This window comes from Stieleria mannarensis (genome assembly GCF_014154935.1).
GTDB classification, from domain to species: Bacteria; Planctomycetota; Planctomycetia; order Pirellulales; family Pirellulaceae; genus Stieleria; species Stieleria mannarensis.
In genome coordinates this window covers 177,340-191,746 of the sequence record NZ_JACEHH010000009.1, presented here as the reverse complement: position 1 = coordinate 191,746, position 14,407 = coordinate 177,340, and the positions used below count along the sequence as shown (strand labels likewise).

10 protein-coding genes are annotated in these 14,407 nt (G+C 60.1%); 3 read left to right on the top strand and 7 right to left on the bottom strand.

Translation table 11 applies throughout. The features are described 5' to 3' along the window. Positions 1-25: 25 nt before the first annotated feature. The 4 genes from H1B37_RS08655 to H1B37_RS08640 form a co-directional block, all read right to left on the bottom strand. Entirely contained in the window at positions 26-2,089 is a 2,064-nt protein-coding gene (locus H1B37_RS08655) for a hypothetical protein (RefSeq protein ID WP_182866229.1), read from the bottom strand. A 314-nt stretch (positions 2,090-2,403) separates the two neighbouring features. Continuing rightward, complete coding sequence (lepA, locus tag H1B37_RS08650; RefSeq protein ID WP_182866228.1) at positions 2,404-4,200, bottom strand: translation elongation factor 4; 1,797 nt, start codon at positions 4,198-4,200, stop codon at positions 2,404-2,406. A gap of 179 nt (positions 4,201-4,379) precedes the next feature. Then, entirely contained in the window at positions 4,380-6,866 is a 2,487-nt protein-coding gene (locus tag H1B37_RS08645) for a DUF6851 domain-containing protein (protein ID WP_182866227.1), read from the bottom strand. A 113-nt stretch (positions 6,867-6,979) separates the two neighbouring features. Next, entirely contained in the window at positions 6,980-7,663 is a 684-nt protein-coding gene (locus H1B37_RS08640; protein WP_286177538.1) for a class I SAM-dependent methyltransferase, read from the bottom strand. 467 nt (positions 7,664-8,130) lie between these two features. Between H1B37_RS08640 and H1B37_RS08635 the strand changes: the two genes are divergently transcribed. From H1B37_RS08635 to H1B37_RS08625, 3 genes are all read left to right on the top strand, one after another. Beyond that, positions 8,131-9,366: a sugar transferase gene (locus H1B37_RS08635; protein WP_353620806.1), complete on the top strand. Its 1,236-nt coding sequence runs from the start codon at positions 8,131-8,133 to the stop codon at positions 9,364-9,366. A gap of 69 nt (positions 9,367-9,435) precedes the next feature. Continuing rightward, positions 9,436-10,446 (top strand): polysaccharide deacetylase family protein, encoded by a 1,011-nt coding sequence (locus H1B37_RS08630; protein ID WP_286177537.1) that lies wholly within the window; start codon positions 9,436-9,438, stop codon positions 10,444-10,446. Between the two features lie 113 nt (positions 10,447-10,559). Next, complete coding sequence (locus H1B37_RS08625) at positions 10,560-11,366, top strand: WecB/TagA/CpsF family glycosyltransferase (protein ID WP_182866226.1); 807 nt, start codon at positions 10,560-10,562, stop codon at positions 11,364-11,366. Positions 11,367-11,514: 148 nt separating this feature from the next. On the opposite strand, the gene H1B37_RS08620 is transcribed toward H1B37_RS08625, so the two are convergent. From H1B37_RS08620 to lhgO, 3 genes are read right to left on the bottom strand one after another with little or no spacing between them, the layout of a single operon-like run. Further along, positions 11,515-12,330, bottom strand: a complete 816-nt coding sequence (locus tag H1B37_RS08620; protein ID WP_182866225.1) for an ABC transporter permease — start codon at positions 12,328-12,330, stop codon at positions 11,515-11,517. Then, positions 12,327-13,139: an ABC transporter ATP-binding protein gene (locus tag H1B37_RS08615; RefSeq protein WP_182866224.1), complete on the bottom strand. Its 813-nt coding sequence runs from the start codon at positions 13,137-13,139 to the stop codon at positions 12,327-12,329. The genes H1B37_RS08620 and H1B37_RS08615 overlap by 4 nt, the downstream gene beginning before the upstream one ends. Positions 13,140-13,142: 3 nt before the next feature. After that, entirely contained in the window at positions 13,143-14,348 is a 1,206-nt protein-coding gene (gene lhgO, locus H1B37_RS08610) for an L-2-hydroxyglutarate oxidase (RefSeq protein WP_182866223.1), read from the bottom strand. Positions 14,349-14,407: the final 59 nt, after the last annotated feature.

Sequence of the window (14,407 nt, the reverse complement as noted above, 5' to 3'; positions counted from 1 at the left end):
CGGCGCAATCGACGATCCGCCTGGTTCACCAGGAACCCAGTTGAGTGCCGATCGTGCGGTACTGCGCGTCGGTGTGTCCGGGGGATTCTATCAAACCGATGCGAAACGATTGAGCACCCTGGAGCAACGGCTGGATCCCCTTTGGCCCTCGACCAAATCCGAACACGACCATTCCGTCAGACGATTCAAGGCCGTGATCAGAATCGCCCAGATGAGCGTAGGTGTCGACGGCTTCGTCGGGCGTTTGATGAACCAGTGCCAACACGCGTGCCGATCGTCGATCGCCCAGGTACGCCCAGCGGAATCGATCAAACACCTTGTCACCAGCGAAGTAGTCGTGTGGGATCTGCGACGGCGGCGTGACGTCCGAGGCGAAGTATTGCGACCGCGGTGCCCAACGACCGGCGATGGGGCCTTCGTAAAGGAACCAGAACGGACGCTCGGGATCATCGGTCTGGACGTCCAGTTCCGCGCCGGTCGCATCAAACGTCCAACGCAACCGCCACGTGCCGCTGTCGCTGGTCGTCTGGATCGTTCGTGCGTCGAGTTGCACGCTGGTTCCGCGATCCCATCCAGGATGCCCGAAGCCACCTTCCTGCCCCTGAAACAACAGGTTCGGCAATCCGCGAAACGAAGAAGCCGCCGAAGCCGGATAGCGATCCCAAGGTTCTTTCTTGAACGCGATCCAATCGTTGCCCTCGCGATCGATCAATCGTGACAGGCCGCCGGAGTTTTTGTCCAGCCAATAGATCGCGCCGGGCGTGTCGATCACGAAATGGTCACGATCCTGGTACTGTCCCTCGTCGATCACGACTTCCGCCCGCGGCATCCGCACCGCGATCGCCGGCCCCGGCCAAAGCACCTCCAGCATGTGGTGCTCGGTCTGGGAGTGCATCGTGAACGTGTTGACGCCGTGTTTTAACGCAGCTGTCGGAAACTTCAGTCGATCGTAATCGTAAAAGTGGTTCTTTCCGGCGACCGGCATGGCATGGTCATTGATGCGAATCGGTTCGTGGTGCCCGTCCCAACCGTGCCAGGTACGCAGGTGCAAGATAGCCTGTGTAGCCGAATCGATCGGGTCGGAGGGGGGAATCGTCAACGTGCAGGATTTCATTTTTCCGGCCCGAACTCCGAAATCTTCCGGCACGCCATCGGCCCGATACAGTTTGACACGGGCGTCGGGTCGATGCAGCGAGAGATGTTCGACCGGTTCGGTGACCGACCAATAACCGCGTGCGTCTTGAATTCGGGCCACCAGCGAAATGCTGCCCGGTGATTGATCGGGCACCCAATCGGTTTGCCAAGTCAATCGGTAGGGTTGTTGCCACAATGTTCCGACGTGATCACGAATCTCGTTGGCTTCGCCGCGCACCAGTTGGAAGTGGCTTTCGTGATACCCGCCGAAGCGGCCATCGCCGTCTTCGTCATAGCCCTCGTACGCGGCGAGCACATCGATCCGTGCGACGCCCATGGCCGCGTCGGCCGCGACGTCGATGTGTGGATGTTCGACCAAAGTCTGGCCGGACGGCGGGTTCGTGATCCGACCGCCGATCCGATAGTTTTCCCCTTTTTGATCCCGGTCATAGTAAACACGAAGGACCATGGAATAGAGTCCCCACTGTCCCCACCCGAATCCTCCTTCTTCGTCGCAATCGGCATCGAAGACGTTGACGCCTTCGTGCAAGTCTTGCAGTGGGATGTCGACGATCGGGTTGTCTTGATAGAACAGCTGTTCCGGCCGAATGCCCTCGGGGACATGCTTCAATTCCGGAACGAGGATCCAATCGTTGTCGTTGAACCGGATGCGTTTGTTGATTGTGCCGCGATGGCCGCCCCAGCGATCCAACATCGCTTCGGCGCGAACCGCATGTTCGAGATCGTCGATGCGGATTTCGACGCGTGCGTTGGGCAGATGTGCTTTTGCCCGTTCAAATTTTTCCACCGCCCGTTCATCGGTGACACGCCAGTCACGATCACCGCCGTTGTGCACAGCGAATTCACGGTACAGGTCGCCGGGCTGTGGACCACGTCCGTCGGCGATGGGGGAGTCAATCAGCAGCAGGGCGACGATGACTGCCATGAACTTCATCAGGAACTCGTGATCAGCGGTGGGGGGAGAGACGCAGTGAGAATGATAGCTGATGCAGAGCGATCGCATGGCGTTGACGCGTTTCCCCCTGCTGCCTCGTTCCGAGCCCCGTCTCCGATTGGTGCCGTCTCCGATTGGTGCCGTCTCCGATTGGTGCCGTCTCCGATTGCTGCTTGCAGAGCCTGGTGCACGCCAACCGCTGCGTCTGAGTAGCGCACGCCGGATAGCACCACACGACCTAGGGGACCGAGAAGTCCGATGTGTCCTATTGGTCCCGTTGCACGATGGCGTCAAGAATGTGCAGCGAATAAGGTTTAGTCCTTATCGGCGCGCAACACCGAGACGAAGGCTTTTTGGGGGATGTTGACGCTGCCGAACTGCTTCATCTTCGCCTTGCCCTTCTTCTGTTTCTCCAACAGCTTTTTCTTTCGCGTCACGTCACCGCCGTACAGTTTGGCGGTCACGTCCTTGCGGTAGGGCTGGATCGTCGCGCGGGCGATGATGGTGCCGCCGATCGCACCTTGGATCGGGATTTTGAACTGGTGCCTCGGGATCGCTTCGGCCAGCTGTTCACAGTAATGCAACGCCCGCGCCCGGGCCTTGTCGCGGTGCACCAAATAGGCCAACGCATCGACGGGTTCTTTGTTGACCAGGATGTCAACTTTGACGACGTCGGTTTTGCGGTATTCGATCGGTTCATAATCGAATGATCCGTAACCGCGGGTGATCATCTTCAATTTGTCGTAGAAGTCGAACAGCACTTCGCCCAGTGGCATTTCGCTGGTCACTTCGACCCGACCGGCGGACAGATAATTCATCGTTTGGCCTTCCGAACGATGTTCGCGGCACAACTCCATCACCGGGCCGACGAATTCCTCCGGCGTCAGGATCGAGGCCTTGATGTACGGTTCGGATGCCGAATCGATGTTTGACGGATCGGGCCAGTAAGACGGATTGTCGACGTCGACGGTCGTGCCGTCTTTAAGTGACAGGATGTACTTGACCGAAGGCGCCGAGATGACCAAGCCGATGTCGAATTCGCGTTGCAGGCGTTCTTGAATCACGTCCAAGTGCAACAGCCCCAGGAACCCGCAGCGAAATCCAAACCCCAAGGCGGCCGAGGAGTCCTTTTCGTAGGTCAGCGCGGCATCGTTGATCGACAGTTTTTCGAGTGCCTTGGTCAGGTCTTGGTACTCATCGGTGCTCATCGGATAGACCGACGAAAACACAACTTGCTTGGCTTTCTGGTATCCCGGGATAGGGGCGTCGGCCGGTCGATCTTGCAACGTGATGGTGTCGCCGATCTCGATGTCTTGAACGCTTTTGACGCCGGCGACGATGTAGCCGACTTCGCCGGCGGCGAGTTGTTTTCGCGGGTTCAATTTAAATTGGTTGTAACCCAGTTCATCGACCTTGTAGTCGTGACCGCCGTGCATGAAGTGAATCGCCTGGCCGGTTTTGAGCGTGCCCTCCATGACGCGGCACTGCAGGATGACACCGCGGTACTTGTCGAAATGGGCATCAAAAACCAGTGCCTTCAGCGGCGCATTCGGGTCGCCCTCCGGCGGCGGCAGGTGCTGGACGATTCCTTCCAAAACGTCTTCGATGCCCTCGCCGGTTTTCGCCGAAACCGGGATCGCCGCGAACGGGTCGAGGCCCAGGTCCGAGTCGATTTCTTCGCGGACCCGATCGACGTCCGCCGCCGGCAGATCGATCTTGTTGATCACCGGCAGCATCTCCAGATCGTACTCCATCGCCAAGTACAGATTGGCCACCGTCTGAGCCTCGACACCTTGCGACGCGTCGACGACCATCAAGGCACCTTCGCAGGCCATCAACGAGCGTCGGACTTCGTGGGAAAAATCCACGTGCCCGGGCGTATCGATCAAATTCAATTGATAATCCTGGCCGTCTTTGGCGGTGTAGGCCAGCGTGATCGTGTTGCTCTTGATCGTGATCCCACGCTCGCGTTCGATGTCCATCGAATCGAGCATCTGGTCATGGAATTCACGTTGGGTGACCCCGCCACAGGCCTGGATCAGCCGGTCGGCCAGGGTCGATTTTCCGTGATCAATATGGGCAATGATGCAAAAATTGCGAATTTGTTTCATACGCCGGGGTCTTGCGACAAAAAGCGGTAGGAAGAAGCCGATCTCCAATCCTAGTGGATCGGGGCTCCGGTCAACAGGGATTGATCGCTGGGGGGTGGGGCAGACGTCTTAGGCGTGAACCGTTCCGAATGATCCTTAATCCGCCGGCGGAGCGATAACGACCAAAGTCCCATCCGGCACTACGACGAACCGACCGTGCCGTCGATGTATTGTTGAGCCCGCTGCCAGACGGCCATACCGATGTCGTTGCCGAGTTTTCGGCCTTGCAGATCTCCGTCGTCAAAGTGAATCCCTCCATAGATGCGAGACAGGCCCGCTTCATCAGCCGCCTCGCGGAACGTCGACCACTGCAGCGTCACCGGTGCTGCGGGGACGGCGCCGGGTTGGAAACGTGATTCGCCGGTGTCAAAGGTGACTTCCCCACCGAATTCTGGCGATCCCGCAAACCGTTCCAAGATCGTCGCGCCGGCCGCACTAAAACTGCTGTGCCCGGAAGTGTATTCGGCAAACGGCGGGGAGGGATCGCTGCCGGGCGTTTGGTAGGTCAGAAACTCCGTTGCCGGAATCGATTGGGTCGTACCGGTCTGTGGCGACCAAACGTCGATCCGGTAGGTTCCCGAGGCCTGATGAAATTGGCCGATCAGTCCCAATTCACCCAGTTCTCGGATGACGCGGACCGGGCGGGCATAATCGTAAAACGCCTTGGCTTCCCACGTGGCGATGCCGGCATCAAAGACCGCATTGGAAAGGGCGAAGAACAACCCGGCGTCCTGGTCCAACGAGTGTTCGTCTCGGCCAGACAGGAATTGTCCAAAGCTCATCCAAGTGCCGGGTGGAAACGACGTGCTTCCCGCGTCTTCCCAGAACTCGGCGATCAACTTTTGACGGTCGGTCAAACCGCCACTGGCGTCGATGACCCGCTGGGCTTGAGCGATAAAGTCGGGGTTAATGACCGTTCCGATCAACGAGCGATCAATCGTCATCACGGACTGATCGGCCAGCGTGATGGTTTGGGTGTCCAGATCCACCGCGCCGTCGACCAACAAGAACGGCTCGGGCGGCTCGGGGCGAAACTGGGATGCCGTCGTCAAACTAAACGGCGTGACGTCCGACCAGTGGGGTGTCAAGAAGCTTTGTTCACGGATGGCCGTTGCGGCGGTGGCATCGATCGGCACGTACTCCGGGGTCCAAGCACCGATCACGTCGGTTTGCCCGACGGGGTTGAGCGGAGCGTACTCGGTCACGTTGGAATACTTGACGCCGGAAACCCCGTCCGGGCTGTCGCCGAGCTGGTTGGAACCATCGGCGTGACGGATCTGCAGGAGCTCTGCGGCCATCACATTTCCGATGCCCGCAGGCGTGGTCACGTCGGTCGAATCGTTGTCGCGGTCGTAACCCAAATCGACCATCAAATCGTCAAAGATCTGCTGGGCTTCGGGGAACAAGTCCGACAGCACTCGATAGGCCGCATGGCTCATCGCCTGGGCCTTGTTCGCATCGGTATTTTCATTGGCCGGTCGCTGCAACACGTCCTGGTTGACCGTCGAGACCGCGTCGGCATTGTAGGCCGACCAAGCGTCGAACATCGCGGTGTGGACCATGGCGTAGGCGCGCGAAGCGACGGTCGGTCCGGGAGAGGTCGCCACAACCCCCTTTTGCGTCGCAACGTCCCAACGCACCGAGATGGTCGGGTCCGCCGTCGAGACTGTCACAAATTGCGATTGCGGATCCATGACCAAGTCGGCGGTTTGATGGACCAGCAGCGGGAATGGATCCGATGAGATTTCATTGCCGGCCAAGTCGCAAAGACGTGGTGACAGGGTGATGCGGTATTCTCCGTCATTGAGCTTGTCGGCGAATCTGAGCGTCAATCGATGCGTCGCGTCCTGCGTGATCGCTTCGATCGGAACCGAATCAATCACGTTGCCGCCGGAGGTCACTTCGACCGCAGAGTTGCTTTCGGCGATCGCTTCGGGGGCCAACGGTTCGTCAAATAGAAACTCAACACTTCGCTGTCGCAGCCGCAATCGGCCGTCGTCGGCATCCAGCACCGGCGTGGGGACGGTCCGATCGATCGACAGGGTGAAGTCGATCGATGCGTTGCGGCCTGGAATCGAGATCGCGACTTGGTGGTCGCCATCTTGCAGATGTCCGGAAACCAGGCCGTCGATGTCGTCGTCGGAAAGCACCAGTCGGCCGTCGACTTCGAACCCGGCCAGATCATCAAAGGAGGTGCCGTCGATCGTCAACTCGATTTCGTCGAGAAACTCCGAGGCCCAGATTTCGATCCCCGGCGCGTTGGTCACCAGATCGTAATTCGCGCTGCCGGCGAATCCCGAATCATGGATCAACCGCGACGCGATCGCGGGGTCATCGTCGATCAATTCGTTGATCACCAGCAGCACGTCATGGGGCGTGATTTGCCCGTTTCCGGTGACGTCGGGGAAAAAGCCGGCACCGAGTTCAGGCGTCGACTGGTCGCGGAGCAAGTCGATCACTGCCAGCGCGTCGAGTTCCGAGACCTGCAAGTCCAAGTTGACATCGCGCGGCTGGTAGGGACTTTGCAGGTCTCCGGCGAGCAGCATCCGTTTGGCCAGTGGTTCCAATCGTCCCCGCCGTCGGCAGGACCGTCGGTAGGACCGTCGTTTTGAAAGAGCGTCTCTCATTAGCTTTCCCATCGACGGCCCCTTCACATCGACACGTTGCAAAACCTGACCCTGATTATAATGACAAAACGCACGCTCAAAATGGCGTGGGGCTGCACGCTCGCGGGATCAGATCAATCTCCGCTGCGTTCCACCGCTTCGGGTTTGATCCAATCGAGGGTCCAGTGCCGGTCACTGGTCATTCGGATCGCTGTGCCCGGAATGCCGTGTGCGGCGGCGATGGTCGTGATTTCGTCGACGGTCAGTGCGGCATGAAGGGATTGGCGAAGCAACTGTCGGGCGTATTCGGTCTCGTCCTCGGCATGCAGGGCGACCAGCGATTCGACCTCGGCTTCGGTCGCCGGACGAACCAAATCGCGCAGGAACAGACGCCCACCGGGAGCCAAAACACGCATCGCCTGGGCGACCACCCGCGCCGGTTCGGCGACGTGATGCAACATCGTGTTGGAGATCACGGTGTCGGCCGCCGCGTCCTGGAACCCTTCGAGAACTTTGCAATCGGCGTGTTCCAGATGGACTCGGCCGGTCACCGATCCCAATTCGATCTCGATCCGCGCCGCTTCCAGCATTTCGACCGAACTGTCGACGCCCACCACTTCGACGTCGCTCCGTTTTTGACACAGCAAGACGGGGATCAGCGCCGTTCCGCAGCCCAGATCGATCACTCGCGGTCCGACGCCCCCCCCGGCAATCAAGTCGTCGACAAAGGCTGCATTGACGCCTTGGTGGTCCATTTGCTGATACTCCTGGACCTCCGTGGCATCGTCCATCGGCTCTGGCTCAAGGGTGCGTGACAAAACGGACGCATCGTGTGGCTGGGATGTGTTCAAAGTGACCCTCTTTTGGAATCAACCGAGAAAGTGGTAGGTGTTTCGAATGGACATTTCGCGTTGCCTAAGGTTACCGAAAAATCCGAACCGTAAGAATCGGTGCAACAATCACCACTTTCGCCGTTCGGTCTACTACAAATATGATTGCCTGAAAACCGCCTGGACGGATTGGACCGGATAACTAGCCTACCAGTCCGCCGCAGCTTGAACTGCGGGTAGCGGAACGCGCCAAGAGTTTCGCATTGGCGCAGTGCCGCCGCCCCGGGGGGGACCGATAGCCCTGGCGGCTCCCGCGACCAAACGAATGCGAAAACTGACCGGAACGTAGACATTGACGCAAGGCGACGCTGGATGACCGTTGCCGACGACCTGTTTTTTCAAGAAGCCTCGCGGTTCACAGAAGATGGCCGTGTGAGACGAGTGTGGAATCCACCGTGCTAAACGCCCTGATCAAACGCGTGTCGTTTCGAAACTCGGTCCTCCGGGATGGCGATTCGCTGTTGTTGACCAAGACGGAATTCAATCGTGAGGTGACGCGTGAGCGAATCCGCGCGACACGCCGATCGATCCCATTCTGCATCGTCACGATCCGAATGGCCGGGGGGCGCAAATTCGCCTCGCGTCGCGGTGATCTGATCCGCATTCTGCACCGCAACGTTCGCTTGACCGATCAGAAGGCGGACCTTGGGAACCACCAATTCGGCGTGTTGCTGGTCGATACGCCGGAAATGGGCGGACGTGCCGTGTTGGATCGACTTTCCAGTCTCTGCGAGGCGCGAAACATTGGCGCCACGCTTTCGCTGCGTGTTCATGACCCCGAAGGCTTTGCCCCGGATCACGATGGCGATCTCCCCACCGGGGCGAGCGGTCAACGACGGGACGACGCGTCCGAATTCACTTGGCTGCGCGTCGATCACGGTGCCAACGAGGCAACGGGTTTGGCGGTTCAACCACGTTCGCCCTCGGTGCGATCGCCGGCGAACGAGTCGGATTCCGGCAGGGCGCAGATGCGAGCGGAGGTGGCGGATGCCTTGGTGACGCATGAGGATCCGTTGCCGAATCGGTCGCCCCAGCGTCGCTTGTTCAAACGTGCCATCGACATCGTCGGCGCATCGGTCGGGTTATTCTTGGTCAGCCCGTTGTTGGTCGTCGCCGCGGTTGCGGTCAAACTGACCAGCCCCGGGCCGGCATTTTTTAAACAGACACGCGAGGGACTGCACGGCAACCCGTTCACGATCTACAAGATGCGAACCATGGTCGTCGACGCCGAAAGTCGGCAGTCCGAATTGAGAGACAAAAGCCATCGCGACGGTCCCGCCTTTAAAATCAAACACGATCCCCGCGTTACGCCGATCGGTCATTTCTTGCGTCGGACCTGTATCGACGAGTTGCCCCAGTTCATCAACGTGCTGCGCGGTGACATGTCGCTAGTCGGTCCGCGGCCCCTGCCGTGGCACGAAAGTCGCGCCTGCAATCATTGGCAACGCCGTCGATTGGATGTGCCGCCGGGGATGACGTGTTATTGGCAGGTCAACAAGGCGGCCGCGGAGACCTTTGACGACTGGATGCGGATGGATTTGCAATATGTCGACCGCAACGACCTGTGGCGGGATTTGCATCTGATCGCCCGGACCGCGTTGGTGCCGTTGACCGGACGCGGTGGTGAATAGAACGATGCGACCGCGGCGCGACCTGAAACGGATTCTTTCACAGGATCTTTCGTTTGACGGAGGACACGGTTGAACGCGTCCGCTATCAACCCGCAACGGCCCGTGGCAAGTTTGTCGGTCGACTTCGACAACAAATGGGCCTACCTACGCGCCGCCGGCCGCCAGGATTGGGAATCGGCATCCAGCTACCTGCCGATTGCCGCCGAGCGGATGGTCGATCTTTTGGGCGAACTGGATCTGCCGTTGACCGTGTTCGTGGTCGGTCGAGACCTACGTCGCGATGCGGACGTCCAAGCGATCGAATCCTTCCGGGCACTCAAGGCGATCGAGTACGCCAACCACTCGATGAATCATCTGCCTTGGATGCACACGATGGAGGATCACGAGATCGATGACGAGATCTCGTTGACGCACGACGCGGTGGTGTCGGCGTTGGGCGTTCATCCCCAGGGGTTCCGCGGTCCGGGATTCTCGTGTCCCGATGAAGTGTTGCGGGTTTTGGTAAAGCTGAATTACGCCTACGACGCCTCCCTCTTTCCCACCTCGGTCGCTCCGATCGCCCGCGCCGTCTTTCTGGCCCGCACCAAGCTCCAAGGCGAGCAAAAAGAGCGGGCGAAGAAACTCTACGGAGGATTCGCCGCGATGCGAAATCCGAATCGCCCGTTCCGCCGCCGGGTCGATGCCGGCCAGCTGTGGGAGATCCCGGTGACGGTGATGCCGCTGGTCCGCACGCCGATCCATTTCAGCTACTTCACGTTCTTGGCAAGCGTTTCGAAACTCGCCGCGCGGACGTACTTGAGCAACGCGTTTCGGCTTTGCCGCTGGACCGGTACGACGCCTTCTTTGTTGCTGCACCCGCCGGATGTTTTGGGGCGGGAAGACGATTCGGACATGGCCTATTTCCCGGGGATGAAACTGCCACGCGCCGAGAAGCTTGAACTCGTCCGCTGGGCACTTCGGCTCTACGCCCGAACCTTCCACGTTCAAACCATGATCGGACAGCTAAGGTCGCATGATGCCGATTCCGATCGCGTGAAAAAGGTGGCCGACACATCCACTGCGATTGCCGGTTCTACATAGCTACCTTCGCCAGAAGGTGGATCGCCCCTAGGGTCCCACGCTCTGGCGAGCGTAGCTACGCTTATCACCCTTTCGTACCCCTATTTCTGTCTGACATTCAATCTAATACCATCGTGATCGATCTGGGGAAACGAAACGTTCTGGGCATCGGGGTCGACGCGATCGATTACGAGTCGGCGATCGACAAAGTGATCGCTGCCGCGGTCGGGCGGCGGCCGATGTCGGTCACGGCGCTGGCCGTTCATGGTGTGATGACCGGGGTGGGTGATCCGGAGCACCGGTATCGATTGAATCAATTCGACCTGGTTTGCCCCGACGGCCAACCGGTTCGATGGGCGTTGAATCTGTTGCACGGTTGCGGGTTGACCGATCGCGTGTACGGCCCCGATTTGACACTGAAGCTTTGCCGCGCCGCGGCACAACAAGCGATTGGGGTGTTTCTGTTCGGATCGACTGACGAGGTGTTGACGCGGTTTGCCGATTCGCTGCGAGACCAGTTTCCGGAATTGCAGATCGCCGGCACGCGGGCCAGTCGGTTTCGCACGTTGTCACCTTCGGAGCGCGACGCGTTGGCCGAGGAAATCAACTCCAGCGGCGCCGGTATCTGTTTCGTCGGACTCGGCTGTCCACGGCAGGAGGTGTTCGCCTATGAAATGCGGTCTCGTTTGAATATGCCGTTGATTGCCGTCGGTGCCGCGTTTGCGTTTCACGCCGGCATGCTGGCCCAAGCGCCGCCGTGGATGCAACGCCATGGGCTGGAATGGTTGTTTCGACTGGCTCACGAACCGAGACGGTTGGCCAAACGTTATCTGACGACCAACCCCGCGTTCTTGACGCGACTGGCCTTTCAAAAACTTGGCTGGATGCATCGTCAACAATCGCAAGGCCGACCGCCGAAACGCGAGTGGTTTTTCGGTTGAGCGGGGAGGGTTGCCTGTGGCTCGAAGGCACTCAAACACCATCGGTCGCCCCTCCCCTCACTACGCTCGACCCTCCCTGCCAGGGAGGGTGAATTTCTGAAAACCGCACGACCTCAGCCAGGCGAGCGTGAATTCGGTCATGGCCCCATCAACGCGCCTCTCCCACGTCGATCCAGCGGCGCAGCAGGGTGCGTGAGACCAGGTGGACCAGTCCGAACAGGAACAGCCCCAGCAGCGTCGATGCGAACACCGCGGCGATCAGGGCATCGGTTTTGACGAAACCTTGCCAATGGGTCATCAGGGTGCCCAGGCCGTCATAGTCGGTGCCGTTGCCGACGAAAAATTCGGCGACGATCGCCCCGATCACCGCCAGTCCGCTGCTGGTTTTCGCGCCCAGGACCAGGTAGGGCACCGCGGCGGGGATCTGTAGCCTTGCGAGTTTTTGGGATCGTCCGGCCCCGTACAGCACAAACAGGTCGGACCATTGCCGGTCGATCGCCATCAGCCCTGCGGTCACACTGTTGACGATCGGGAACAGACAGACGATCACGGTCACGATGACCACCGTGCGAAACTGGTAGCCGCTCCAGATGATCAACAACGGTGCGATCGCGACGATGGGAACGGTTTGCAAAAAGATCACGTAGGGAAACAGCGCCAAACGGACACGCCGCGATTGTGAAAACCCAACGCTGATCAGTGACCCGAGTCCGATCGCGGCAAGCAATCCTGCCGCGGCGGCCAAGCCGGTCGCGTACAAGGCCTTCAACAATTCGATTCGGTGTTCCAGCGCCGCCTGCCAAACCTCGGCCGGTTCGGGCAGCAACGCCGATGGCATCTGGAACCCCCAAGCGACCAGTTGCCACGTCGCCAAGGCGACCAGGGCGACGATGACGGCCGGTCCCCAGTGCCGCGCCGCATCAACCACGCGGCTTGCCGGTGAGCGTGGATCGGAGTCGCTCATGACGCACCGCCGCGGGTTTCGGGCTGCGGGGAATCGGCCGGCCCGCGAAGCAAGTCGCTGACGACGCCGAAAAATTCTGCGAACTGTGGTGTTCTCATCTGCGTCGGATCGCGTGGCCACGCCAAGGGGTTATCGATCACCGTTTCCAAGACCCCCTCGCGCATCACGGCGATGCGATGTGAAAGCAGGATCGACTCGCTGATGTTGTGGGTGACCATCACCGCGGTGAATCGTTGGCGTTGCCATAGCGAAAGCAGCAGCCGGCCCAGATCGTTTCGCAACATGTCGTCCAATGCGGCAAAGGGTTCGTCCAGCAACAACACGCTGGGGTGGGTGACCAATGCCCGCGCGATCGATGCCCGCATCTGCATGCCGCCGGACAATTCGTGCGGCCGTTTGTCGGTGGCGTCGGCCAGCTGCACCGACGCCAGGGATGCTTCGGCGGCAAGACGACGTTGTGGTCGGCTTCCCCGCCCGATCAACTCCAACGGCAGCAGGACGTTTTGCAGCGTCGTCGCCCACGGCAACAGGCCGGGTTGTTGAAAAACGAATCCGATCTGTCCTTCGTCAGCGATGGCGGCCGGATCGAGTTCGACTTGGCCGCCGGTGACCGGTTGCAGCCCGGCGATTGCCCGCAACAGCGTCGTTTTTCCGCATCCGCTCGGTCCGATCAACGCGACGATCTCTCCGCTTGAGACATCTAAATCGACGCGATCGACGGCGACCGCTTGCGGGGCGAACCGGACCGTGACGGCTCGGCAATGAATCGAGGCGGCGGCGGGGCGGTCGTCAGGGACAGGCTCGTTCACGTTCTAACGCTCGACCTGGTCAACGATGGATTGTGCGATCGCCAACGACGCCGTCGCGGCCGGTGACGGCGCGTTTAAAACGTGTACGGCGGCGTCACTGCGCTGAAACAAAAAGTCGTCGACCAACTGGCCGTCGGGCGAGACCGCTTGGGCGCGAACTCCGGCCCGTCCCCGAACCAAATCGGATGCGGTCAAACAGGGCATCAGTTTTTGCAGGGCGGCGACGAAGGCGGCTTTGCTGAGCGAGCGATGCATCTCCCCCAGCCCGGTTTTCCAATGTCGCAGCGCCAGTTTTCGAAAGCCGCCAAACCCGAGCGTCTGTGACAGGTCTTTCAAGCGGATCGTTTTCCAATCGTAACCTTCTCGGGCGAGCGCCAGGACGGCGTTGGGGCCGCATTCGACACCCCCGTCGATCATCCGCGTGAAGTGCACACCCAGGAACGGAAACGACGGATCCGGCACGGGATAGATCAGATTTCGCACCAGCGTCTCGCGGCCCGGTGCCAATTCGTAGTACTCGCCGCGAAACGGGACAATCCGAATCTGCGGCGAAACACCGGCCATGGCGGCGATCCGGTCGCATTGCAATCCGCCGCAATTGATCATCATGGCTGATTCAAACACCTGGCCGTCGGCGGCGGTCAACCGAATCGATCGAGGCGTCGCATCGATCGCGACGATGCGGGTGTCGAAAATGATCCGGCCGCCGGCGCGACGGATGCACTCGGCCAGCTTTCGGCACACCACGCGAAAGTCGACGATGCCTGTTTCGGGCACGTGCAGGGCGGCGATCCCCGCCGCGTTGGGCTCCAATTCCCTCAGTTGGTCGCTATCGAGACGCTCCAACGCGACGTCGTTCTCGCGGCCTCGCTCGGCGATCCGCTGCAACGATTGCAGTTCGGCCTGATCGGTCGCCACGATGACTTTGCCACAGCGGTCCCAGGGAATTTGGTGCTCGTCACAAAAAGCCTCCATCGCCGCTTTGCCGCTGCGACACGTGCTCGCGCGGATCGATCCGGGTTTGTAGTAGATCCCCGAATGCAGGACCCCGGAATTGTGGCCGCTTTGGTGTGCGGCGACATCGGATTCCGATTCGACGACCAGCACCGAGCAATCCGGAAATCGCTGCAGCAGACGTCGGGCGGTGGCCAGCCCCACGATCCCGGCACCGATGACGACGAAGTCGATTGGTACGGCGCGACGGGGCATTCGGGGGCGTTCCAATGGTTGGGAGTGGTCGTCGATCGACAGGTCGTGATACTATAGCC